The organism is Streptomyces fildesensis (assembly GCF_016107395.1).
Taxonomy (GTDB): domain Bacteria; phylum Actinomycetota; class Actinomycetes; order Streptomycetales; family Streptomycetaceae; genus Actinacidiphila; species Actinacidiphila fildesensis.
On sequence record NZ_JAAIKO010000001.1, the window covers coordinates 808,852 to 832,355 of the forward strand.

A 23,504-nucleotide genomic window follows, 5' to 3' on the forward strand; every position below is an offset into this window, starting at 1 on the left:
GTGTTCTCAGATACCGAGGCCGCGGACCGCGAGGTCGAGCAGCGCGCACAGGAACAGCGCGATGCCGATGAACCCGTTCACCTGGAAGAACGCCCGGTTCAGCCGGCTCAGATCGTGCGGCCGCACGATCGAGTGCTCGTACAGGAACGCACCCGCGACGATCGTCAGACCCACCCACCAGAACGCGCCCGCGCCGGTGGCGACCCCGTACCAGGCCAGCAGGACCGTCGTGACGACATGGCAGCCGCGCGCCCCGTACAGGGCGGCGGCGACGCCGAAGCGGGCCGGGACGGACTTGACGCCGTCCGCCCGGTCGGCGGCGACGTCCTGCGAACCGAAGATCAGGTCGAAGCCGCCGATCCACACCCCGACGGCCAGCCCGAGGATCACCGCGTCCCACGACCACTCACCGGTGACCGCGAGCCACGCACCGACCGGGCCCATCGCCTGCGCGAGGCCGAGGATCGCGTGCGGGAAGTTCGTGAACCGCTTGCCGTACGGGTAGACCACCATCGGGATGACGGCGATCGGCGCCAGCGCCAGGCACAGCGGATTGAGCAGCGCCGCGGCGCCCAGGAAGAGGACCACGGCCACCAGCGCACCGGTCCACGCGGAGCGCACCGACACCGCCCCGGTGACCAGTTCGCGCTGGGCGGTCCGCGGATTGCGGGCGTCGATCTCCCGGTCGATGATCCGGTTGCACGCCATCGCGAAGGTGCGCAGCCCCACCATCGCCACGGTGATCAGGACGAGCCGCCACCAGTGGACGGAGCCGTCCAGGTGAAACATCGCGCTGAGCGCGGCGATGTACGCGAAGGGCAGCGCGAAGATCGAGTGCTCGATCATGACGAGCCGCAGGAACGCCCTGATCCTGCCGGGCGGCGCGGGCTCCGGCGCGAAGAGGTCCGGGGTTGCGGAATCCGTGGTCACGAGAGGCCGTACTCCTTCCAGCGCCGGTCGACCTTCGCGGCCGTCTCCGGATCGGAGACCACCATCTCGGGCCAGCCGCCGTCGCGCGTGTACCCCTCCTCGGGGAGCTTACGGGTCGCGTCGATGCCCGCCTTGCCGCCCCAGAACTGCTGGTAGGAGGCGTGGTCGAGGTGGTCGACCGGCCCTTCGACGACCGTCAGGTCGCGGCCGTAGTCGGTGTTGCCGAGCGCGCGCCAGGCGACCTCGTGCAGGTCGTGCACATCGCAGTCGGCGTCCACGATGATGATCAGCTTCGTCAGCGACATCATGTGCGCGCCCCAGATCGCGTGCATCGTCTTCTGGGCGTGCTTCGGGTACTTCTTGTCGATCGAGACGATCGCGCAGTTGTGGAAGCCGCCCGCCTCCGGCAGGTGGTAGTCCACGATGTCCGGCACGATGATCTTCAGCAGCGGCAGGAAGAACCGCTCGGTGGCCCGGCCCAGTGGCCCGTCCTCCGTCGGCGGCCGGCCCACCACGATCGACTGCAGCAGCGGCCGCTTCCGCATCGTCACACAGTCGATGGTCAGCGCCGGGAACGGCTCCTGCGGGGTGTAGAAGCCGGTGTGGTCGCCGAACGGCCCCTCGGGAAGCGTCTTCCCGGGCTCCAGCCAGCCCTCCAGCACGACCTCGGCGTTGGCCGGGACCTGGAGCGGGACGGTCTTGCAGTCCACCATCTCCACCCGCTTGCCCTGCACGAAGCCCGCGAACAGGTACTCGTCGATGTCGCCGGGCAGCGGCGCGGTCGACGCGTACGTCACCGCGGGCGGGCAGCCGAAGGCGATGGCGACCGGCAGCCGCTCACCGCGCCGCTCGGCCACCTTGTAGTGGTTGCGGCTGTCCTTGTGGATCTGCCAGTGCATCCCGATGGTGTTCCGGTCGTGCCGCTGCAACCGGTACAGGCCCAGGTTGCGCACCCCGGACTCCGGGTCCTTGGTGTGCGTCAGCCCGAGGTTGAAGAACGAGCCGCCGTCCTCCGGCCAGGTGAACAGCGCGGGCAGCGCGTCCAGGTCCACGTCGTCGCCCCGCAGCACGACCTCCTGCACGGGCGCGTCGCCGGACTTCACCTTCTTCGGCGGCACGTGCGTCATCCCGGCGAGCTTGCCGAACGCCTCCCGCACGCCGGTGAAGCCGTGCGGCAGCTCCGGCTTCAGCAGCCCGGCGATCTTGTCGCTGATGTCGCTGTACGCCTGCAGCCCGAGGGACTTCAGCATCCGCCGGTCGGTCCCGAACACGTTCATCGCGAGCGGCATCGACGACCCGCGCACGTTCTCGAAGAGCAGCGCGGGGCCGCCCGCCTTGTTCACGCGGTCGGTGATCTCGCCGACCTCCAGATACGGGTCGACCTCGGCCTTGATCCGCTTGAGGTCGCCGTCCTTCTCCAGGGCCCTCAGGAAGGATCGAAGATCGTCGTAAGCCATGCCGTCCAGTATCCGCCACGCACTACCCTGTACCCGTCACCGGGCCCCTGTCGCGGCCCGTCTTCCGGCTCAGGGGGGCTCTTCCGCCATGGTCAGGTATCTACCGTTCCTGCTGGTGCTCGCGCTGTGGATCTACGCGTTCATCGACTGCCTGAACACTCCGGAGGAGGAGGTCCGCGGGCTGCCGAAGGTGGTGTGGGTGATCATCATCCTGCTCTTCGGCGAGGTCCTCGTCGGACCGATCGCCTGGCTCGTCGCGGGCCGCAACCGCCGCCGCGCGCCCGCGCGCCCGCAGTGGGTCGCGCCGGACGACAACCCGGACTTCCTCAAGGGATTGAAGGACGACACCCCGCCGTCCGGCAGCTGAGCGCCGGCCGGGCCGCCCCGGGGGGAGCGGCCGGCCGGACCAGGACCCTGTGGCGTCAGACCCCGGCGTACGAGTGCTTGCCGGTGATGAAGATGTTCACGCCGTAGTAGTTGAAGATGAAGCACGCGAAGGCGACCAGCGCCAGCGCGGCGGCCTTGCGGCCCTTCCAGCCGGCGGTCGCGCGGGCGTGCAGGTAGCAGGCGTACGCGACCCAGGTGATGAACGACCAGGTCTCCTTGGGGTCCCAGCCCCAGTACCGGCCCCAGGCGGCCTGCGCCCAGATCGAACCCGCGATGACGGTGAACGTGTAGAGCGGGAAGACCAGCGCGTTCATCCGGTACGCGAATTTGTCGAGCGTCGCCGCGGACGGCAGCCGGTCCATGATGTTGGCCCAGGTGGGGTTCACCCTGCGGCCGGCGGTGAGCGCGGCTTCGTAGTAGTCGCGGAAGAGGAACAGGAACGTGCCCACCGCCGCGAGGTAGAAGACCGCGCCGGAGATGATCGCGCACGAGACGTGGATCCACAGCCAGTACGAGTGCAGCGCCGGGACCAGCTGGTCGCTGTCGGTGTAGAGCACCGCGACGGCCAGGCCCAGGTCCAGCAGCACCGAGGTGACGAGGAAGAGCCCGATCCAGCGGACCCGCTTCTTCAGCGCCAGCAGGGCCAGGTACATGCCGACCGCGACCATGCCGAACGTGGTCGAGAACTCGTACATGTTGCCCCACGGCACCCGCTGTACGGAGGCGGCGCGGCACGCGACGGCGGCCAGGTGGAACACGAAGGCGAGCACGGTCAGCGAGACCGCGATCCGCCCGTACTTGTCGCCGTCCGCGTCGGTGCCGGCGGCGCCGGGGCCGTCCGGGATGCCGCGGTCGCTCGCCGTGGAGCGGGTGACGACCTTGGGACGCTCCAGGGTGGCGGTGCCGCCACCGCGCTGGACGACCTCGATCGCGGGAGCCGCCGCGGGTGCGGTCAGCGCCGCCGCGGTGATCGCGACCCGGCTGCGGCTGCCGAACACCCACTCGGCCATGTGCGCGAGGAAGGCGAGCGTGTAGACCGTCATGGCCGAGTAGATCAGGTAGTTGCTGTAGTTCGCGAAGTTCTCATTGACCGCGGCCGCGATAGTCACGCGCGCGCTCCTTCGTCTGGCAGGAGAGGTTCTTCCGAGGGGTCTGTGGCTGTGCCGCCGCCGGGGCCGCCGGGGTCCGGTAGCTGGGGCGCTTCGGGCAGCAGCCGGTAGGCGAGGTCCCCGATCTCGTCGGCGATCTTCGCGGACTCGCTGCGGCCGAGTCCGGCCAGCTCCACGACGGTCACCCCGTCCGCACCCGGGGTGGCCCGGATCCACACCCGGCGGCGCTGGATGAACAGCGAGCCGGCCAGACCCAGGATCGCGGCGACCGCGCTGCCGAGCGCCCACCCGTTGCCGACCTGGTGGGAGACCTGGAAGCTGGCCCAGGTCTTGACGCCGTCGAAGCGGATGGAGCCGCCGCCGTCCGGCAGTTGCAGGACCTGCCCGACGGCTAGCACCTGGCGGAGCGGCTGGCCGTCGGCGGCCTTGTACTGCTTCATCTTCTTGTCGTTGAGCTGGTACACGTTCTGCGGCAGGCCGCTGTCCATGCCCAGGTCGCCGTGGTAGGCGGTCAGGATCAGCGCGGGGCGGTCGAGCGCGGGGAACACCGAGTGCGGCCCCTGGATGTTGTCGATCACCATCGTCGGGGCGAAGATCCCGCTGAACGCCAGCTGGTCCTTGCCGCCCGCCTTGTTGCGGTAGTTGTCGGTGACCTTCACGACGCCGCGCGAGGTGAGACTGCCGTCACTCGGCAGGAACGGCGTCGGCCCCTGGTAGACGACCGTGCCGCGGGCGTCCTTCACGGTGACGACCGGCGCGTAGCCGTGCCCGATCAGGTAGACCGTCTCACCGTCGATCTCCAGCGGCTTGTTCACCTCGATCGAGGACTTGACCGGCTTGCCGTCCGCGCCCTTCCAGTAGTGGATGTTGGCGCGGAACGTCCGCGGGGTGCCCTTCTGCGGGCCGGTCCGCGCGTACGTGGCCTCGAAGCTGTCCAGCGAGAAGCCGAAGGGGTCCAGGTCGTCGGCGGTGTAGAAGGTGCCGGGCTTGAAGTCGTCGTACTGCGTGAGGTTGTTGGAGAAGCCGCCGCCCTCGACGATCAGCTTGCCGCCCTCGCCCTTCCACAGCGAACCGACCGCGAAGGAGATCAGCAGCCCGAAGAGCGCCAGGTGGAACATCAGGTTGCCGGCCTCGCGCAGGAAGCCCTTCTCGGACGCGACCGCGCCGCCGACCCGGTGGGTACGGAACCGGCGCCCGCGCATCAGCTGCTGCGCGGCGTCCAGCACCTCGTCCTCACCTGCCGCGGTGCGCCAGGTCGTGTACGCCGGCAGCCGGGTCAGATTGCGCGGCGCGGCCGGCGGCCGGGAGCGGAGCTGCCCGACGAACTGCCAGCTGCGCGGCAGGATGCAGCCGGCCAGCGAGATGAACAGCAGGATGTAGATCGCCGAGAACCACGGCGAGCTGTAGACGTGGAACAGCCCGAGCGTCTCGTAGACCGGGGTGGCGTTGGGGTGCACGTCCTTCCACGCCTGCGCCTTGACCTCGTCGACGCTGGTCTGCGGGACCAGCGAGCCGGGGATCGCGGCCATGGACAGCAGGAAGAGCAGGATCAGGGCGATCCGCATCGACGTGAGCTGCCGCCACATCCAGCGCACCCAGCCGAAGCACTCGCGCAGCGTCCAGCCGACCGTGCCGCGCCAGCCTGGCCTGCGCACACCGCCGAAGGAGCCGGGCACCACCTGGCCGAGTTCCTCGACCGGCGCCGTCGACAGCTGCGCGCCCGCCGCGTCACGCTCCTCGACGTCACGCTCCTCGACCTCGCGTGCCTCGGCGTCGCGGGCGGTCTTCGGCCCGGATTCCGTACTCATGAATCAGACCCCAGGGGTGAAGTTGGTGGACCAGGTCTGCATGGAGAAGACCATGTCGTCCCATACGCCGGTGAGCAGCAGCACACCGACGACGACGAGCATGCCGCCACCGATCCGCATGACCCACACATAGTGCCGCTTGACCCAGCCGAACGCGCCCAGTACGCGGCGGAAGGCCACGGCGGCGACGATGAACGGCAGGCCGAGGCCCACGCAGTAGAAGACGGTGAGCAGCGCCCCGCGCCCCGCGCTCGCCTCGTTGAAGGCCAGCGCCTGCACGGCGCCCAGCGTCGGACCGACGCACGGCGCCCAGCCGACGCCGAAGAGCACACCGAGCAGGGGCGCGCCGACCAGCCCCATCGCGGGCTTGCGGTGGAAGCGGAGGTCGCGCTGGGTCAGACCGCCCAGTATCCCCATGAAGGCGAGGCCCATGAGGATCGTGGCGACGCCGAGCACCTGGGAAATGATCTCCTTGTGCTCCTGCAGCCGCAGCCCGAAGTAGCCGAAGAGCGCCCCGCCGGACACGAAGACCGCGGTGAAGCCGAGGACGAACAGCGACGCGCCGGCGACCATCCGGCCGCGCTTGGCCTCGGCCAGGTCGGCGCCTGACGTGCCGGTCACGTAGGAGAGGTAGCCGGGCACCAGCGGCAGGACGCACGGGGAGAAGAAGGAGACCAGGCCGCCGAGCATCGCGATCGGGATCGCGAGGAGCAGCGCCCCGGAGGAGACCGTCTCGGTCACGTCACTTCTCCGCGACGATCGGGTCGAGCGCCTGGCGCAGGCTGTCCTCGCCGACGGCCTTGAGGATCCGCACGGCGATCCGGCCGTCCCGGTCGATGATCAGGGTGTTCGGGATGCCCTGCGGGTTGAGGCTGCCCTTGGGGAACTTCAGCATGAGCTTCCCGTTGGGGTCGTAGAAGCTCGGGTACGGGATGTCGAACTGCGTCTCGAAGCCGTTCGCGTTGACCTTCGTGGCATCGCGCATGTTGATCCCGAGGAACTCGACGCCCTCGGCCTTGGTGGCGTTGGCCACCTTGACCAGGTGCGGAGCCTCGGCGCGGCAGGGGTCGCACCACGAGCCCCAGACGTTGAGGACGACGACCTTGCCCTTGTAGTCGGCCAGGTTCAACTGCTTGCCGTCGACCGACTCCCCGGAGATGGCGGGGGCGGCGAGCCGGTCGCCCTTGGCCACCCGGGAGATCTCACCCGAGCCGCCGACGAAGTTGGTACCGCTGCCGCCGGAGGACGAGCCGCTGCTGGAACAGGCCGAGAGCGCCAGCGCCAGCGCGGCGACTCCTGCCAGTGCCGCGGCACGGCGGAGCGGGCGGCGTCGGCGGGCACGCGTAGGACTCATGTGAAAAGTTTCGCATGCGTCGTCCGGCGATCTTTCGCGCCCCCGACACTGACGCCAAAAGCGGCAATTGCCCCAAGTAAGGATCAGGTAGCGGGACCGGCCGCGCCGCCCCTGACCACGCGCTGCCTACGGGGTGCCTACGTGGTGGCCGCCGTCGTCGGGGAGGCGGGGGTACCGGCCGCGCCCTCCGGCGCGAGGTACGCCTTCCAGCCGCCCGCCGGCTTCTGCCCCACGTCCAGCCGGCGCAGCTTGCCGAGCACCTTCGGGTCCTGCGCGTCGAGCCAGTCCACGTACTGCCGGAAGGAGACCAGCCGGACGTCCTTCTTCTCCTGGCCGGCGATGTGCTTGAACGCCTCCTCGACGGCGTTCATGTAGATGCCGCCGTTCCACTTCTCGAAGTGGTTGCCGATGTAGAAGGGCGCGCGGTTCGTCTCGTACGCGCGCTGGAAGCCCGCGATGTACGAGGCGGCGGCCTGCCGCTGCCAGCCCGGGTAGTTGCTCGGGTCGCTCTGGGTGGCGTTCTTCGACTGGTTCGCGAGCATGTTGTAGTCCATGGAGAGGACCTCGAAGGAGTGGCCGGGGAACGGGATGAGCTGCAGCGGCAGGTCCCAGAGCCCGCCACGCTTCTCGGGCCAGACCTGCCGGCCACCCGGCGAGCTCGCGTCGTAGCGCCAGCCGAGCTTGTGGGCGGTCGGCAGCAGGTTGTCCTGGCCGAGCAGGCACGGCGTGCGGGCGCCGACGAGCTCCTTGTCGTAGTCGAACGGCAGCGGGGCCTCGTCCTTGAGCCCGGTGTTGGTCTTCCAGTTCTTGACGAACGACTTGGCCTGGTCGATCTCGCTCTGCCACTGGGTCGGCGTCCAGTTCCCGACGGTGCCGCGGCCCGAGCAGAAGTGCCCGTTGAAGTGCGTGCCGATCTCGTGGCCCTCGGTCCAGGCCTCACGGATGTTGTCCAGCGTCATCTTGACGTGCTCGTCGGTCAGGTAGCCGATGTCCGACGCGCCCAGGTTGTTGTTCGGCGGGTCGTACAGCCGCTTCTTCGACTCGGGCAGCAGGTACAGCCCGGACAGGAAGAACGTCATCGACGCGCCGTTGTCCTTGGCGAGCTTGCGGAAGCGCGGGAACAGGCCGTTCCCGACCTCGCCCGCGCCGTCCCACGAGAAGATCACGAACTGCGGCGGCGTCTGGCCCGGCTCCATCCGCTCCGGCTTCGGCTGGCCCGGCTGGGGTCCGGTGTTCGCGGTGGAGCCGTCCCCGATCAGCTGAACCGTTTTCTCGGGCTCCTTCTGGCCGGTGGCCCCGCCCGGCTTGGTCCCGTTGCCGCCGGTCTTGCCTCCGTCGCCCCCCGAGGAGCATCCGGCCGCAGCCGCACCGACCGCGACTCCGGCAGTGGCCGTGAGCAGACTCCTACGGGTCATGGCGCGCATGTACATCCCCATTTCTCGGGCCTCATGGATGGCGATCACGAAAAAGGTGGCCACCATCCAGGACGGCTGTCACAGCCGTACGGTTACCGAAAAGTCAGAAAAATCCCACCGGTTAGCTCAATTGGCGCACGTAAGCGCCCTCAGGAACACCGGATTGACCCATTGGATCGACCCTTTCGGCCAATCCAACAGGCCGCCCCGGCGGATGACCAGGGCCGCGGCGGCGCCGGCCCGGACCTGCCTACGCCCCGAAGCCCTTCGATCCGCCCTTCACCGGCTTCGCGCCCGCCAGCAGATGCGAGGGCACCAGATCGCGGGCCGGTTCCGCGTAGCCGACCGACACGATCTTGTCGCCCTGGTATGTGAAACTCGTCACACTGGCGAGCGTGCACTGCCGCTTGCGCGGGTCGTGCCACAGCCGGTGCCGTTCGACGAAGCTGCGGGTGATCCAGATCGGCAGCTGGTGGCTGACGCAGACCGCCTCGTGGCCGCGCGCCGCGTCCCGGGCCGCGCCGAGCGCCGCCATCATCCGCACGACCTGGTCGACGTAGGGCTCGCCCCAGCTCGGCTTGAACGGGTTGGTGAGGTGCTTCCAGTTCGACGGGTTCTTCAGTGCCCCGTCGCCGACGCCGAAGGTCTTGCCCTGGAAGACGTTCTCCGCCTCGATCAGCCGCGGGTCCGAGGCGATCTCCAGCCCGTGCGGGGCCGCGATCGGCACCGCCGTCTCCTGCGCCCGCTCCAGCGGGGACGACACGACATACGTGATGTCGCGGCCCGCCAGGTGCTCGCCGACCCGGTCGGCCATCTTCCGGCCCAGCTCCGACAGGTGGTAGCCGGGCAGCCGCCCGTAGAGCACACCCGACGGGTTCTCCACCTCGCCGTGCCGCATCAGGTGGACCACGGTGATCTCTGTGTCGTCAGTCATGCCGCTCATCTTTCCGTCGTCCCCGCTCATTCCGTCGCCTCGGCCGCGGCGCGCGCCGCGGCCGGCAGCGCGGCGGCGATCCGCTCGATCGCCGCGTCGTCGTGGGCCGCCGAAACGAACCAGGACTCGAAGGCCGACGGCGGCAGGTAGACGCCGTGCGCCAGCATCGAGTGGAAGAACCCGGTGAAGCGGAACGCCTGCTGCCGCTTCGCCTCGTCGTAGTTGGTCACCTGCTCGTCGGTGAAGAACACCGAGAACATGTTCCCGGCCTTCTGCAGCCGGTGGGCGACGCCCTCCTTGGTGAGCGCCTCGCTGACCAGCGACGACACCCGCTCGGACACCGCGTCCACGGTCGCGTACACCGCGTCGTCGCAGAGCCGCAGCTGCGCCAGACCCGCCGCGGTCGCCACCGGATTACCCGACAGCGTGCCTGCCTGGTAGACCGGACCGGCCGGTGCGAGATGGCCCATGACGTCCGCGCGGCCACCGAATGCGGCGGCCGGGAAGCCGCCGCCCATGACCTTGCCGAAGGTCATCAGGTCGGGTTCGACACCGTCGAGCCCGAACCAGCCGGCCTTCGAAACACGGAAGCCCGTCATCACCTCGTCGGAGATGTAGAGCGCGCCGTTCTCCGCACAGAGGCTCTTCAGCCCGGCGTTGAAGCCCGCCGCGGGCGGCACCACACCCATGTTGCCGGGCGACGCCTCGGTGATCACACACGCGATCTCGCCGGGGTGCGCGGCGAACGCCGCCCGCACGGCCTCGAGATCGTTGTACGGCAGCACGATCGTGTCGCCGGCCTGCGCGCCCGTCACCCCGGGCGTGTCCGGCAACCCGAACGTGGCGACCCCGGAACCGGCCGCCGCCAGCAGCGCGTCCACATGACCGTGGTAGCAACCAGCGAACTTCACCACCTTGGCCCGGCCCGTGAAGCCACGCGCCAGCCTGATCGCCGACATGGTCGCCTCGGTCCCGGACGACACCAGGCGGACCTGCTCCACCGGGCCGATCCGCGCCACGATCTCCTCGCCCAGCAGCACCTCCCCCTCACCGGGGGTGCCGAAGGAGGTACCGCGCGTCACGGCCTCCTGTACGGCGCCGATCACCTCCGGGTGCGCGTGGCCGAGGATCATCGGACCCCACGAGCACACGAGGTCGACGTACTCCCTGCCGTCGGCGTCCGTGAGGTACGGACCCTTCCCGGACACCATGAACCGGGGCGTACCGCCCACCGCGCGGAAGGCGCGGACCGGGGAGTTCACACCTCCGGGCGTCACGGCGGCAGCTCGGTCGAACAGAACCTGCGAAACTGGGGCTTCGTACGGATAGCTCACAGGCACATGCTCTCAAACGCCGGGCGTTGCGCGCGCAGGTCTCGACCCGGCATCTGAGACGATGATCGGGTTGCGCGGTTGGGTCTGTGAATGGTCGGGTAGTGAAATGCAGCGCGGTGGCGAACTGGGCGAGGGAACGGGCGACCACGAGCCCCAACACGCCCGGCCCACCGGCAGGCGTCGTCGGTCCGCCGATCGCGATCGCAGAGCAGCCGCGGAGAGTGGGAGCAGGGGTGGCCGAGTGGGGGTGACCTACAAGTACTTCGGGGCACCCGATGGCGCCACAGCCGCCCGGGTCCCGATCTCCATGCGCCCCGAGGAGCTCGGCGGTGACGAGCTCGGCAACGGCATGTACACCAAGGTCAAGCCGGAGACCATGGCCGCCATGGTGCTCACCGGCATCGAGGGCATACCCCCGGCCAAGGTCCCGCCGCTGGAACTCGTCGTCCTCCACCCGGACTACGCCGTCGTCAAGCTCCCCATGAGCGTTGTGGAACCCCTCCGCAAGGCCGGCGAAGAGGAACTCGGCGCCGCCGCCTTCATCTGGTCCACCGTCCCGGACCGGCGCGGCCCCCGAGATGCCTTCGTCATCTACCAGATGCTCCATGAATGGCAGGGCTTCGCGTCCCGCTGCCATGAGGCCGGCCACCAGCTGTACTGCCTGGTCTGGCCCTGACCTGCCACGCTTCGCCCGATTTCGCCCGTACGCCCGAATGCGCACTTTCGGGGCGAATATGCCCACCTCGGCGGGATAAGGTCGACTCCCCCTGACAGGGAGTCATGATGCGGTCACACATGGTTACGATTCTGGGCGCTCTCGCCTCCGCCGCCCTGCTCATGGTGGCGGTGCCTGGTTCCGCGCAGGCTGCCACCGGCACCCTCACCATCAACGGCGTCGACCACGTCGACCCGGTGGGCTGCTTCGACCTCACTCCCCCCGACTCGTCCAATGGCGGTTCGAGTGCCACGCCGGATCCCATGCCGGTCAAGAACAACACGGACAAGGTCGTCGTGGTGTGGGACACCTGGGAGTGCAACACCGACGCGAACGATCAGGTTTCGACCATCCAGCCGGGCGCGGAAGCCTCGGTCGACGCCGATTCGAGCGTCTCGGTCGAGTGATCACGGCCGTCGGCGCGGTCGGACAAGACCGCCGGATGTGACCCTCCGATCGCGCGGACCGCTTCGACCGGGGTCCGCGCGATCGTCGTTCACCGGATCGGCGCGGGGCCGGCCGGGGTCAGCGCGGGGTCCGCACCCGGGTCGGATAGTGGTCGGCCACTACGCGCCGCATGGCCCCGATCCGGTCGGCCGCCACTTCCTTCGAGGCGAAGTAGATGTTGCCGCGCACCTCGGGGAAGCGGTGGCCGAAAGTGAGATGCCGGGAGAGTTCCGCCGGATCCTGCCAGGCGCTGAACTGAGCCGGGTTGCCCGCTTTGTACAGAGCCTCACCAATGTACAGATGCGTGTTCGTGCCACGGCATGTTTCCGCCCACCAGGAGACAAGCCGGGCGTAGTCGGCCACATCGTTCCCGATATGCCAGTAGATCATCGGCGCGATGTAGTCGATCCATCCCCGCCGCACCCAGGTACGCGTATCGGCGTAGATGCCGTCATAGGACTCGGCGGCGCCCTGGGTGTCGGAACCCTCGGGGTCCGTGGTCCGGTTGCGCCAGATCGCGAACGGGCTGACGCCGAAGCGCACCCGCCGCTCGCGCGGTGAACCGCCGCCCAGCGGGGACCGGTTCAGCTCCTCGATCCGCAGCCCGGTCTCGCGCACCAGAAGGTCGATGTTGTCGCGCCGCCAGGCGGCCCGGTCGGGGAAGTCCCCGCCGTACCGCGCGTACGCGGCGTCGTCGTCGAAGGTCTGCCCGGGGATCGGGTACGGGTAGAAGTAGTCGTCCCAGTGCAGGCCGTCCACGTCGTAGCGGGCGACGGCGTCGAGCATCGCGTCCTGGACGAAGCGGCGGACCTCGGGAAGCCCGGGGTTGTAGAAGAGCGCCTTGCCGTAGGGCACCACCCACTCGGGGTGCAGCCGCGCCGGGTGGGCGGCCGACAGCCGTGTCGGGTCAGGGTGTGTGGCGATCCGGTACGGGTTGAACCAGGCGTGCAACTCCAGCCCGCGCAGGTGCGCTTCGCGTACGGCGAAGTCCAGCGGGTCCCAGCCCGGATCGCGTCCCTGAACACCGGTGAGGCATTTCGCCCACGGCTCGTACGGCGAGGGCCACAGCGCGTCCGCCAGCCCTCTGACCTGGAGAACGACCGCGTTCAACCGGCGGGTGACCGCGATGTCCAGCAGCCCGGCCAACTCCCGCCGCTGCCCGGCAGGGGACAGCCCGGGGGACGGCCAGTCGCGGTTGAACGCGGTGGTCAGCCACATGCCGCGGAACTGCCGGCGCCCGTTCTGTGCTCCGTCGCGGCGCCCGGACGCCGCGTACGACGTCGTGCCGCCGCCGATCGTGACGGACCCGGCCGTCACCGCCCCGGCCGCGGCGGCCGTGGTCAGGGTCCTGCGGGAGATCTGGCCCATGATCGCTTTCTGCCGGACGGGTGAGCGGGAGGTCAACGCGCGGCGAGCAGGCCCCGGAGGGTGGTGAAGCCGTATTCGCGGGTCCTGATGGCGTCGATGAGGTCGGGCAGCGCGGTGGCGTCGACTGCGGAGTGATCCTCCGGCGTGGCACCGAGGTGCATCAGGACGATCGCGCCCGGCCGCAGGGCCTGCAGGGTCCGGTCGACGACCGTCGCCGTGCTCGCCCCGCCGATCGTGCCCTTCCAGCCCGCGGTGTCCACCGTCCATTTGACCGGGACGTAGCCGGCGGCGTTGACCTCGGTGATGCACGGCCGGGTGCGGAGCCCGAAGGGGAAGCGGAACAGCGCCTCGGACGGCCTGCCGATGGCCGTCTCGATCGCGTCGGCCGCCGACTGGACTTCCTCGGCCCGCCGCTGCGGGGTGATGGTGGGGAACGACGGGTGGGTCATGGAGTGGTTGCCCACCGGGTAGCGGCGCGCGATGTACCGGGCCAGCGCGGGGTTGTCCGCGGCGAAGCGTCCGGTCATGAAGAAGGTCGCCGGTACCCGCCGGTCCCGCAGCGTCTTGAGGATCATCTCGGCGCCGTCCGGGCCGGCGCCGCAGTCGAAGGTCAGCGCCGCCTTCTGATCCGTGATGGGCAGCCACTTGAAGTCCCGGCGCGCGAAGGCACCGGTGACCGCCGGACGGGGCATCCCACGGTGCGGGCCGGCGGGCGGCGCGTCGGCGCGGGCGGGGCTCCGGCTTGCGAGGCCGAGCGCGGTCGCGCCGGCCGACCGTCCCCCGTGCCGTCAACCGGTGTCGCAACCATGCCCGTTTCATCCTCGCCTCGGCCCTACGGCATATGCCTGGACCAGCAACGTAGTGCGCCGTCGCACGGCAATTCGCGTCAAGGACGGGACCCTCACACGGATGGATCAGTCCGCCGTACCGGCGGCCCGGCATGCCCCGGGATGGGCCACCCCGGCGAACGACACGCGCCCCGCCTCGCGCCGTCCTGTCCACCGTGCCGGACGCTCCTACGCTGACCGCGATATGAACCAGCGCACCGCTCTCCCGAGCTCACAGCCGCCCCGGATCCTCGGCCGGGTGCTGACCACCGTCGCCGCCATGGCCGCGATCGTCGCGTCGGCCGCCGTCCCCGCGACCGGCCTGACTCCTCCCGACCGGCCCGACCGGCTCGCCGTCGTGGCCGCCGCGGCACCCGCACCGGCAGCCGTATGCCCGACAGGCACGACAGGCACGACGCCGACAGCCGCGCTGCCGTCGAACCTCCTCGGCAGGACGGTCCGCACGATGCCCACCGATCGTCAGGTGGTCGCGCTGACGTTCAACTCGGCGTGGGACGAGACGGGCCTGGACACCGTCCTGAAGGTGCTGCACGACTACCAGGCGCCGGCCACCTTCTTCCTCACCGGCCAGTTCGCCGAACTGCACCCGGCCGCGGCCCGGTCGATGGCGGCGGCCGGACACGGCATCGCCAGCCACAGCTACAGCCACCCGCACTTCGCCGACCTGACCTGCTCGGGCCGGGAGCGCGAGGTGCGCCTCGCCGACCAGGCCCTTCGCGCGGCGATCGGGACGGCGCCGCTGCCGTTCTTCCGCTTCCCCTACGGCGAGACCAACGCGCAGCAGGTCGCGGAGGTCAACGCGATGGGCTTCGCCAACATCGAGTGGACCGACGACACCAACGGCTACCTCGGCACGGCGGGCGGGATGACCGTGCAGAAGGCCGTCAACCGTGCCCTGAACTCCCTGGCGCCGGGCGAGATCATCCAGATGCACGTCGGCGACCCGAACGGCCGCGGCCCGATCCTCGACGCCCTGGCCCTCCCGCTGATCATCGACGCGGTCCGCGCCCGCGGCTACGAGATCGCCGATCTGCGCACCCTCCTCCCCACACCCGCCACACCCGCCGCGTAGCGCTCGGCAACCACCGGGGGCCCTGCCCGCGTCACCCTCGGCTTCGCACTGGACCGGCTTCCCGATCACCCGCTGCCCGCATGGACGGAGAAGGGGCTCAACGCGTTCGAGATGTTCCTGTCGTTCACGGGTGTGTCCGACCTGAGGATCGACGGATGGACGTTCGCGCCCAAGGACGTCGTCGCGCTGGAACGGAACCCGGACGGCGGAATGCGGGTGCGGATCTCCGGGCCGGGGGGAATGCGTGGCGTTCGGCGCCCGTGCGGCCGTACTGGTGAAAGCAAGGGCGTATCTGGCCTCGCGCAGCGAGTAACGTCCATCGGAAGGCATTGGCGCGGTTCGGGTGCGTCTGGCAGGACATGCGCCGGACCAGTCGCTACCGTCCAAATATGGCTACATTTCCGACATCCAGCACGATGGCGACCGGTCGTCAGCTCACCGCCCCGCCGTTCGCCCGGCCCGTGCTGGCGCTCGCCGCCGCCGCCGGATTCGCCCTGGACGCGTACTGGCGGGCCACCGCACTGCTCCGGCGCGTCCTCGCCTTCCGGCGCTGAGGCCGACGCCACGTCCGGTCCGGACCGGCAGGGCCGTCACGCCGCCGGTGCCGGGCCCCGCAGATGGTCGCTGATCCACTTCATGGAGCCCTGCCCCATGCCCCGCAGGTAGGAGAGCCCGTTGTGGCCGCCGCCCACTATGACCTGCAGGCGGGTCCTGACCGGGCCGGTCCCGTAGCCGGCGATGAACTGCTTCACCTTCGCCAGCTCCCCGCGGCTCTCCTCGGTCCCGACCTGGAACGCGAGGTACACCTCGGGCCCGTGCCGGTCGATCAGCCGCTGCGCCAGGACCTGCGGGTTGTTCGCCTGCTTCGCGTCGAGGTGACCGCGCCACAGGGACGAGTCCGGCACGATGTCGGGGCCGCTCACTATGGCCGCCTTGAACGTCTCCGGGTGCTGGAGCACGCTCTTCAGCGCGCAGAAACCGCCCGACGACGAGCCCATGAAGGCCCAGCCGTCGCGGTCCTTGAACGTACGGAAGTTCGCCCGGACCAGGTCCGGGACATCGCTCGTCATCCAGGTCCCCATCTTCTGCTGACCCGGGATGTCACTGCAGTCGTGATAGTGCGGCCCGGGATTCATCACCGGCATGACGATGATGAACGGCAGGCTGCTGCCCTGCGACGTCCACCGCGCCACGTCCTCCTGAAGGCCCAGGCTGCCGCGCGTCCAGTAGTTCTCCGGGAAGCCGTAGGCCCCGGGCAGCGCGATCAGCACCGGGAACGCGCTCTTCGCGTACTTCGGGTCGTAGTACTGCGGCGGCGCCCACACCCAGACCTTGCCCGTGAACCCGGACTTCTTCCCCCGGTACGTCGTCACACCGATCTTGGTCCCGCTCGCCAGCGTCGTCCGCTGCTCCGTGAACGGTGCGTGCGTGCCGGTCAGGACCGACGCGGCCGTCCCCGCCGAACTGTGCGGGAAGTCCGGACCGCTGCCGCTGAACGGAACAGGCCGCGAACCGTAGCCGGCGAAGAGGAGCAGCACCAGGACGGCGGCCGCTGCCATGGGCCAACGTTTCACGGGGTTGTCCCCCTCTTCATCCGGCCCGACAGGGCGAAGCGACGCTTACGCCTGTTGTGATTCCGGATCTCCACCCACCGTTCCGGCCCGCCGGGGTGCCGTGGATCACACCGCCGCCGTTGCCCGTAACCGGCGTGACCCTCGTCCCAATTACCGGGGAGAAGCCGGGCAACCCAGACAGCCCGAATTCCGTCTCGTCATGGCGAGAGGCTCACACGCGGGCGGAACGCTGGGCCGGGGCACTGCGCCCAAGATTGGGAATCGAGAGTTGTGATGAGCCTGACGGGGACCCCGTTCTTCCTGTGCACGATCCTCTTCGTGCTGGTCGCCCTGGCACTGCCGCTCACCCTGTGGAGCCGGCTGCGCGGACCGCGGGCGGTACGGCACGCGGCCAGATTCGGCATGCTGCTGCTCTGCCAGGTGACCTCGGTGCTCATGGTCTTCGTGATCGTGAACAACTCCAACAACCTGTACGACAATTGGGAAGACCTCCTCGGCACCGGCACCCACGTCCAGGCCACCGCCGACCTCGGTCCCGACGGAGGCGCGGCGCAGGCCAAGCGCGAGCCGAAGATCGAGCAGAAGTTCAAGCAGGCCAAGGGCCCGAACATGGACGACGTCCAGCAGGCCGACCTCAAGGGCCGGGTGTCCGGCGTCCAGGGCGAGGTCTACGTCTGGCTGCCGCCGCAGTACAACGACCCCGCCTTCAAGGACAAGCAGTTCCCGGTCGTCGAGATGCTCCCCGGCTACCCCGGCTCCGCCAAGGCCTGGTACGGCACCCTCAAGGTCCAGTCGCAGCTCAAGCCCCTGATGGCGAGCGGCAAGGTCGCCCCGTTCATCCTCATCTCACCGCGCACCACGCTGCTCGGCGGCCAGGACACCGGCTGCGCCAACATCCCCGGCAAGGTCAACGCCGACACCTGGCTGAGCGTCGACGTCCGCCGCATGGTGACCGACAACTTCCGCGTCCAGGACAACGCCGCGGGCTGGGCCGTCGTCGGATACTCCGCCGGCGCCCACTGCGCCGCGCGCCTCGCCATCGAGCACCCCGACCGGTACGCGGCCGGCGTCAGCCTGTCCGGGTACAACAACCCCGCCGCGGAGAAGGACTCCCTCACCGCCAAGGACCCGGTGCTGCGCGAGAAGGCCAACCCGCTGTTCATGCTGCAGCACGCCGCGCACCCGCCGCACACGGCGCTCTACATCTCCGGCGCCTCGGGCGACGGCTACCAGGACGGTGTGGCCCTGCGGAAGGCGGCGAAGACCCCGACGAAGGTCAAGGTCGTGCAGATCGCGGAGGGCGCCGGCGGCCACGGCACCGCCGTCTGGAAGTCCCAGGTCCCCGACGTCTTCCGCTGGCTCACCGAGCAGGGCTTCAAGGTCCGCTGACCGTCCGCCGGGGCGGCACCGTTCCCCGCCACAGCCGCGCCGCGGACAGCACCGCAGCCCCCAGCAGGATCAGATCGCGCGCCGCCAGCAGCAGCGCCGCCGGGACCGAGCCGCCGAGCAGATCCCGGAACAGGTACGGGAACACCGCCGTCGTCAGCACGCACGCGGCGAGCACCAGCCACGCCACCGGCCGCTGCGTCGTCCCCCGGTGCAGCAGGCACACCGCCGCCAGGCCCACCAGCCACACCATGTACTGCGGGCTGATCACCCGGCTCGTCACCACGAACAGCAGAACGGCCGTCAGCGCCGCGTCCGGCAGCACCCAGGCCTCCGTACGCCCCACCCGCGACCGCACCCGCCACAACAGCAGCCAGCCGAACGCGACGACCGTCAGGGCCGCACTCACCCGCGCCACCACCTGCACATACGGGCCGATGAACTCCATCGAACCGTCGCGCGGCGCCCAGTGCCCCGACCAGCCGAAGTGCCGCGCCAGATGGAACGGCAGCGCGCCGAGCGACTCCACCTCGATGCCGCGGTCCCCCTGATACGTCAGAAACGACAGCGCGCCCGGCATCGCCAGCAGGAAGACCACCGTCACCAGCACCGCCGACACCGCCGCCGCCACCCACGCGTGCCGGGTGCGCCGCCCGCGCGCCGTACCCACGAGCAGCAGCACCGGCCACACCTTCACCACCGCGCCGATCCCGACCAGCACCCCGAACACCCGGTCCGCCCACACCCGCCGCGTACCGGCCGCCAGCAGCGCCCCCACCGCGACCGCCGTCACCATCACGTCGAACCGGCTCCACGGCACCGTGCTCAGCAGCGGCAGCCCCGCCACCCACATCCAGACGCCGGCGACACTGCGCCGGCCGTCCGGGTACCGGGCCGCGTACACCAGCGCCGCCAGCACCGCCGCGTCGCACACCGCGCACAGCACGATGAACGCGTGCGAGTAGTCCAGGAACGGCACCAGCCGCGGGGCGAGAATCGGCAGCGCGGCGCCCGGCGGGTACTGCCAGGACACGTCGTCGTGCGGGAAGCTGCCCGAACTCAGCACGTCGTACCAGCCGCGGTACACCTTCGACACCGAGACGTCCGGGCCGTCCTTGCTGCTGAACGGGCCGAGCCGCAGCGCCGCGGACACCAGCACCAGCCGGGTCAGCAGCCATACGGCCACCGGCCACAGCAACCGCCGCCGCGCCGGGCGCGCCCCCGCTTCCGCCACCCGCGCCGCAGCGGCGTCCGTGCCCGTGCCGACCACTGAACTGATTCCTCCATGAACGATCCGGCCCGGCCGGAACACCCGGGCACGACGATGCTAATGAAGATCCGATCCGGACGGCGGACGCCACCGACCCGCCACTTATGCTCGATGGGCAAGCCATCCGCAGTCGAAAGGCGCCGTGACATGAGCATCCGTACCGCAGTGGTCACCGGGGCGAGCAGCGGCATCGGTGCCGCGACCGCCCGCAAGCTCGCCGCCGCCGGCTACCACGTGCTGCTCACTGCCCGCCGCGCCGACCGCCTCGAAGCGCTCGCCAAGGAGCTCACCGCCGCGGGCCACTCGGCCGCCGCGCACGCCCTGGACGTCACCGACCGCGCCGCCGTCGACGCCTTCGCCGCGTCCCTCGACCGCTGCGACGTCCTCGTCGCCAACGCGGGCGGCGCCCTCGGCGCCGACACCATCGCCACCTCGGACCCCGCCGACTGGCGCGCGATGTACGAGGTCAACGTGCTCGGCGTCCTCAACATCACCCAGGCCCTGCTCCCGGCCCTCACCGCCAGTGGCGACGGCACGGTCGTCGTGCTCTCCTCCACCGCCGGCCTGGCCAGCTACGAGGGCGGCGGCGGCTACGTGGCCGCCAAGCACGGCGCGCACGTCATCGCCGAGACCCTCCGCCTCGAACTGTGCGGCGACCCGGTCCGCGTCATCGAGATCGCGCCCGGCATGGTGAAGACCGACGAGTTCGCCGTCACCCGCTTCGGCGGCGACGCCGACAAGGCCGCCAAGGTCTACGCGGGCGTCGCGGAACCCCTCTCCGCCGACGACGTCGCCGACACCATCGCCTGGGCCGTCACCCGCCCCGCGCACGTCAACATCGACCTCCTCGTCGTCCGCCCCCGCGCCCAGGCCTCCAACTACAAGGTCCACCGCGAGCTCTGAGCAGGACATGCCGGTGGGGGCAGGTGATCACACCCGCCCCCACCGCCGTACCGACGTGTCTCAGCCCTTGACGCAGACGACCTGCTTCAGCTTCGCCACGACCTGGACCAGGTCCCGCTGCTGCTCGATGACCTTCTCGATCGGTTTGTACGCACCCGGGATCTCGTCGACGACGCCGGAGTCCTTACGGCACTCCACGCCCCGCGTCTGCTCCTCCAGGTCGCGCGTCGTGAACCGCTTCTTCGCCGCGCCCCGGCTCATCCGGCGGCCCGCGCCGTGCGAGGCGGAGTTGAACGCGTCGGCGTTGCCGAGGCCCTTCACGATGTACGAGCCGGTGCCCATCGAGCCCGGGATGATGCCGAACTCACCGGAGCCGGCCCGGATCGCGCCCTTACGGGTGACGAGCAGGTCCATGCCGTCGTAACGCTCTTCCGCCACGTAGTTGTGGTGGCAGCTGATCACGTCGTCGAAGGTCACCTTGGCCTTCTTGAACTCCTTGCGGACCACGTCCTGGAAGAGCGCCATCATGATCGCGCGATTGCGCTTGGCGTACTCCTGCGCCCAGAAGAGGTCGCTCCGGTAGGCCGCCATCTGCGGGGTGTCGGAGATGAAGACCGCGAGGTCGCGGTCGGCCAGGTCCTGGTTGTGCGGCAGCTTCTGCGCCTCGCCGATGTGGTACTCGGCAAGCTCCTTGCCGATGTTGCGGGAGCCGGAGTGCAGCATGAGCCACACGGAGTTGTCATCGGCGATCGTTACTTCGCAGAAGTGATTGCCTCCGCCGAGCGTTCCCATCTGCTTCGTGGCCCGTTCATGACGGAATTTGACCTCTTTCGCCAGCCCGTCAAAGCCCGCCCAGAACTCGTCCCACCCCGCCGTCGGGAAGCCGTGCATACGGCGCGGGTCGACCATCTCCTGGTGCATGCCACGCCCGACCGGGATCGCCTGCTCGATCTTCGAGCGGAGCCGGGACAGATCGCCCGGCAGGTCGTTGGCCGTGAGGGAGGTCTTCACCGCGCTCATGCCGCAGCCGATGTCGACGCCGACCGCCGCGGGGCAGACCGCGCCGTGCATGGCGATGACGGAGCCGACCGTCGCGCCCTTGCCGTAGTGGACGTCCGGCATCACGGCGAGGCCCTTGATCCAGGGCAGCGACGAGACGTTGCGGAGCTGCTGCATCGCGCCGTCCTCGACGGAAGCCGGGTCGGTCCACATGCGGATCGGCACCCGGACGCCGGGCACCTCGGTGTAGGACATCTCCATCCCCCTTCTCGAACGGACAAATGGGCACAACGAAATCACGCCGTGACGACATCAATAATGTGGACGAAACGCCCGATAACCACAGGCGGCCACGCAGCCGCGTCAGCAGGTGCGGTAGACATTGTGTCCACGGCACGCACGCGCGCGCCAAGGGATTTCGGGGCACCCCCCGGCGGAAGGAGCCTGGCCAGTGCAGCCATCGCGAGGACTGCTGGGCATCGTCTGCGCGGCCGTACTGGCCGTCTCGGGGCTGAGTGCCTGCACCGCGGACGGCGATGCGGACCCGGCGGCGGTGGACGCCAAGTCCGCGACCGGTGACCAGACGATCGTCCCCGCGCCGCCCGGCAAGTACCGCAAGCTGCCGGAGCCGTGCGGCTCGCTCGGACCCGACACGCTCAAGAAGCTGGTGCCGAACGCACCGGACTACACGGGTGATGCCGAGCTCACCTACGACACCAACCGGCGGGTCGGCTGCACCTGGACCGGTGAGACGTCGCAGGGGAACCGCTATCTGCAGATCGACTTCGAGCGGGTCGTGTCGTACGACCCCGGGGTGAGCGACGAGGCGCAGGCCGAGTCCGACTACGACACCAAGGTGCTGCAGGCCGGCATCCCGACGACCCCGGGCACTCCGGGCGCTCCGGGCGCTCCGGCGACGACGCCGCCCGTGGCGCCGCCCGGCAGCCCGGCCGGTCTGCCGGGCCAGACGCCCACCACCGCGCCGGCCTCTCCGGCGACCTCTCCGGTGACCTCCCCCGATCTCGCACCGCGACTGCTCACCGATGTCGGCGACGCGGCCTTCCTCGACGACGAGCTGATGACCCGCGACTCGGGGGTGCACCGTGACATCACTCTCGTTTTCCGTACGGCGAATGTCCTCGTGACCGTCTCGTACGCGCAGTGGTCGGCGGACAAGGCCACCGCTCCGCAGAGCGCTGACCTGCAGCAGGGCGCGGAGCAAGTGGCGGACGTGCTCGTCAAGACGATCAAGTGACAGCGGATCGTCCGATAACGGACGCCCCGTAGGCTGTCCGTTTCCCGGCCCCGGCCGGCCCACCGCCCCGTCGGAGCAACGAAGTGAGCGAAGGACCCATGCACCGTTCAGCACCGCGAATCGCCCGAGTTCTCGCCTGTGCCGCCGTGCCGGTACTGCTCGTCGCCGGCTGCTCGTCGGGGTCGGACTCGTCCAAGAAGCCGGACGGCGCGGGCTCGGGCAAGACGTCCGCTTCGGCGGCTCCCGCCGCCGCCGCGAAGTTCGCGAAGCTGCCCGACGCCTGCAAGTCGGTGACGCAGGCCACCGTGGCGCGACTCGTCCCGAAGGTGAAGTCCGCGGCGGGCACGGCGGCGAAGTCCTCGGTCCAGGACCAGCGCGGCGGCTGCTCCTGGAACGGGCTCGACGGCTACCAGTTCCGCTGGCTGGACGTGAGCCTGCAGCGCTTCGACTCGGCGAACGGTGTCGGCAGCGGCGAGGAGCAGGCCAAGAAGCGCTTCGCGGAGCAGGTCGCCACGGCGACCCAGGTCAAGGGCGCCACGTCCGCGAAGGCGGACGGCGTCGGCGACGAGGCGACCCTGGTGAGCGCGCTGGTGGAGAAGGACAAGCTGAACTACCAGGACGAGACGGTCGTCGTGCGGACCGGCAACGTCATCGTGATCCTCTCCCACAACGGGGCGGGCTTCGAGGGCGCGAAGACCCCGGCGGCCGATCAGCTGCAGAAGGACGCGGTCGCGGCGGCGAAGGAGACCGTGGCTTCGGTCGCGGCGGCGAACGCGGCGGCGAACACGTAACAACTCCGGTCGCACCTGCACCGGTTTCAGCACCTTTGTACGACCTGGCCGCGCCCCCATATGACAGGCTGGGCCGTCCAGTTGCCGAGGGTGGGAGGGGTCGCGGGTGCCCGCGATACGTTTGACCCGGACGCACCGGATTCTTGTC

23 protein-coding genes and 1 pseudogene are annotated in these 23,504 nt (G+C 70.0%); 10 read left to right on the plus strand and 14 right to left on the minus strand.

All coding sequences use genetic code 11. The features are described from left to right. Positions 1-6: 6 nt before the first annotated feature. On the minus strand, positions 7-930 hold the full coding sequence (gene mqnP / locus C6N31_RS03655) for a menaquinone biosynthesis prenyltransferase MqnP (protein ID WP_138355155.1): 924 nt from the start codon (positions 928-930) through the stop codon (positions 7-9). Further along, positions 927-2,387 (minus strand): menaquinone biosynthesis decarboxylase, encoded by a 1,461-nt coding sequence (locus C6N31_RS03660; protein ID WP_138355154.1) that lies wholly within the window; start codon positions 2,385-2,387, stop codon positions 927-929. The genes mqnP and C6N31_RS03660 overlap by 4 nt, the downstream gene beginning before the upstream one ends. Before the next feature lie 88 nt (positions 2,388-2,475). Here C6N31_RS03660 and C6N31_RS03665 point away from each other — a divergent pair, with 88 nt between their 5' ends. Next, a complete protein-coding gene (locus C6N31_RS03665) occupies positions 2,476-2,754 on the plus strand; it encodes a PLD nuclease N-terminal domain-containing protein (RefSeq protein WP_138355153.1) in 279 nt (92 codons plus the stop codon). Positions 2,755-2,809: 55 nt separating this feature from the next. Here the strand turns inward: C6N31_RS03665 and ccsB are convergent, their stop codons facing one another. The 7 genes from ccsB to hemL all read right to left on the minus strand — a co-directional run bounded on the left by ccsB (position 2,810) and on the right by hemL (position 10,728). After that, positions 2,810-3,883 (minus strand): c-type cytochrome biogenesis protein CcsB, encoded by a 1,074-nt coding sequence (ccsB, locus tag C6N31_RS03670; RefSeq protein ID WP_138355152.1) that lies wholly within the window; start codon positions 3,881-3,883, stop codon positions 2,810-2,812. Continuing rightward, complete coding sequence (gene resB, locus C6N31_RS03675; RefSeq protein ID WP_198357097.1) at positions 3,880-5,691, minus strand: cytochrome c biogenesis protein ResB; 1,812 nt, start codon at positions 5,689-5,691, stop codon at positions 3,880-3,882. Before resB ends, ccsB begins: the two co-directional genes overlap by 4 nt. Before the next feature lie 3 nt (positions 5,692-5,694). Further along, positions 5,695-6,432 carry a cytochrome c biogenesis CcdA family protein gene (locus C6N31_RS03680; protein WP_438817405.1) on the minus strand — a complete coding sequence of 246 codons (738 nt, stop codon included), beginning with the start codon at positions 6,430-6,432 and terminating at the stop codon, positions 5,695-5,697. Position 6,433: 1 nt separating this feature from the next. Continuing rightward, positions 6,434-7,045, minus strand: a complete 612-nt coding sequence (locus C6N31_RS03685) for a TlpA family protein disulfide reductase (RefSeq protein WP_138355150.1) — start codon at positions 7,043-7,045, stop codon at positions 6,434-6,436. A 137-nt stretch (positions 7,046-7,182) separates the two neighbouring features. Next, the gene (locus C6N31_RS03690; protein ID WP_138355198.1) at positions 7,183-8,469 is read right to left on the minus strand and encodes a polysaccharide deacetylase family protein; all 1,287 of its coding nucleotides are present in this window, start codon (positions 8,467-8,469) and stop codon (positions 7,183-7,185) included. 241 nt (positions 8,470-8,710) lie between these two features. Then, positions 8,711-9,394: a histidine phosphatase family protein gene (locus tag C6N31_RS03695; RefSeq protein WP_138355149.1), complete on the minus strand. Its 684-nt coding sequence runs from the start codon at positions 9,392-9,394 to the stop codon at positions 8,711-8,713. A 26-nt stretch (positions 9,395-9,420) separates the two neighbouring features. Beyond that, complete coding sequence (gene hemL, locus C6N31_RS03700) at positions 9,421-10,728, minus strand: glutamate-1-semialdehyde 2,1-aminomutase (RefSeq protein WP_138355148.1); 1,308 nt, start codon at positions 10,726-10,728, stop codon at positions 9,421-9,423. A 106-nt stretch (positions 10,729-10,834) separates the two neighbouring features. Here hemL and C6N31_RS03705 point away from each other — a divergent pair, with 106 nt between their 5' ends. Beyond that, a complete protein-coding gene (locus C6N31_RS03705) occupies positions 10,835-11,404 on the plus strand; it encodes a hypothetical protein (RefSeq protein WP_187144975.1) in 570 nt (189 codons plus the stop codon). 119 nt (positions 11,405-11,523) lie between these two features. Beyond that, positions 11,524-11,850: a hypothetical protein gene (locus C6N31_RS03710; RefSeq protein WP_138355147.1), complete on the plus strand. Its 327-nt coding sequence runs from the start codon at positions 11,524-11,526 to the stop codon at positions 11,848-11,850. Positions 11,851-11,968: 118 nt separating this feature from the next. On the opposite strand, the gene C6N31_RS03715 is transcribed toward C6N31_RS03710, so the two are convergent. Then, entirely contained in the window at positions 11,969-13,258 is a 1,290-nt protein-coding gene (locus C6N31_RS03715) for a glycoside hydrolase family 10-like protein (protein ID WP_138355146.1), read from the minus strand. Positions 13,259-13,290: 32 nt separating this feature from the next. After that, positions 13,291-13,950, minus strand: coding sequence for a polysaccharide deacetylase family protein (locus C6N31_RS03720; RefSeq protein ID WP_138355145.1), 660 nt, complete (start codon positions 13,948-13,950; stop codon positions 13,291-13,293). A 340-nt stretch (positions 13,951-14,290) separates the two neighbouring features. Here C6N31_RS03720 and C6N31_RS03725 point away from each other — a divergent pair, with 340 nt between their 5' ends. The 3 genes and pseudogenes from C6N31_RS03725 to C6N31_RS43570 all read left to right on the plus strand — a co-directional run bounded on the left by C6N31_RS03725 (position 14,291) and on the right by C6N31_RS43570 (position 15,732). Then, positions 14,291-15,178: a polysaccharide deacetylase family protein gene (locus C6N31_RS03725; protein WP_232484686.1), complete on the plus strand. Its 888-nt coding sequence runs from the start codon at positions 14,291-14,293 to the stop codon at positions 15,176-15,178. A 36-nt stretch (positions 15,179-15,214) separates the two neighbouring features. Next, positions 15,215-15,409, plus strand: a pseudogene (locus tag C6N31_RS47110) (hypothetical protein); the annotation flags it as partial. A gap of 158 nt (positions 15,410-15,567) precedes the next feature. Beyond that, positions 15,568-15,732 carry a hypothetical protein gene (locus tag C6N31_RS43570; protein WP_232484687.1) on the plus strand — a complete coding sequence of 55 codons (165 nt, stop codon included), beginning with the start codon at positions 15,568-15,570 and terminating at the stop codon, positions 15,730-15,732. Between the two features lie 36 nt (positions 15,733-15,768). On the opposite strand, the gene C6N31_RS03735 is transcribed toward C6N31_RS43570, so the two are convergent. Next, a complete protein-coding gene (locus tag C6N31_RS03735; protein WP_138355144.1) occupies positions 15,769-16,737 on the minus strand; it encodes an alpha/beta hydrolase in 969 nt (322 codons plus the stop codon). A gap of 288 nt (positions 16,738-17,025) precedes the next feature. Here C6N31_RS03735 and C6N31_RS03740 point away from each other — a divergent pair, with 288 nt between their 5' ends. Continuing rightward, positions 17,026-18,141: an alpha/beta hydrolase gene (locus C6N31_RS03740; protein WP_187144974.1), complete on the plus strand. Its 1,116-nt coding sequence runs from the start codon at positions 17,026-17,028 to the stop codon at positions 18,139-18,141. Here the strand turns inward: C6N31_RS03740 and C6N31_RS03745 are convergent. Next, complete coding sequence (locus C6N31_RS03745; protein WP_244809342.1) at positions 18,128-19,408, minus strand: glycosyltransferase 87 family protein; 1,281 nt, start codon at positions 19,406-19,408, stop codon at positions 18,128-18,130. The two genes, C6N31_RS03740 and C6N31_RS03745, sit on opposite strands and share 14 nt — an antisense overlap. 147 nt (positions 19,409-19,555) lie before the next feature. Here C6N31_RS03745 and C6N31_RS03750 point away from each other — a divergent pair, with 147 nt between their 5' ends. Next, complete coding sequence (locus tag C6N31_RS03750; RefSeq protein WP_138355143.1) at positions 19,556-20,311, plus strand: SDR family NAD(P)-dependent oxidoreductase; 756 nt, start codon at positions 19,556-19,558, stop codon at positions 20,309-20,311. 60 nt (positions 20,312-20,371) lie between these two features. On the opposite strand, the gene C6N31_RS03755 is transcribed toward C6N31_RS03750, so the two are convergent. After that, positions 20,372-21,565, minus strand: a complete 1,194-nt coding sequence (locus C6N31_RS03755; RefSeq protein WP_138355142.1) for an RtcB family protein — start codon at positions 21,563-21,565, stop codon at positions 20,372-20,374. Between the two features lie 196 nt (positions 21,566-21,761). Here C6N31_RS03755 and C6N31_RS03760 point away from each other — a divergent pair, with 196 nt between their 5' ends. Further along, positions 21,762-22,565, plus strand: a complete 804-nt coding sequence (locus tag C6N31_RS03760) for a hypothetical protein (RefSeq protein ID WP_198357098.1) — start codon at positions 21,762-21,764, stop codon at positions 22,563-22,565. A gap of 98 nt (positions 22,566-22,663) precedes the next feature. After that, complete coding sequence (locus C6N31_RS03765) at positions 22,664-23,356, plus strand: DUF3558 domain-containing protein (RefSeq protein ID WP_138355140.1); 693 nt, start codon at positions 22,664-22,666, stop codon at positions 23,354-23,356. Positions 23,357-23,504: the final 148 nt, after the last annotated feature.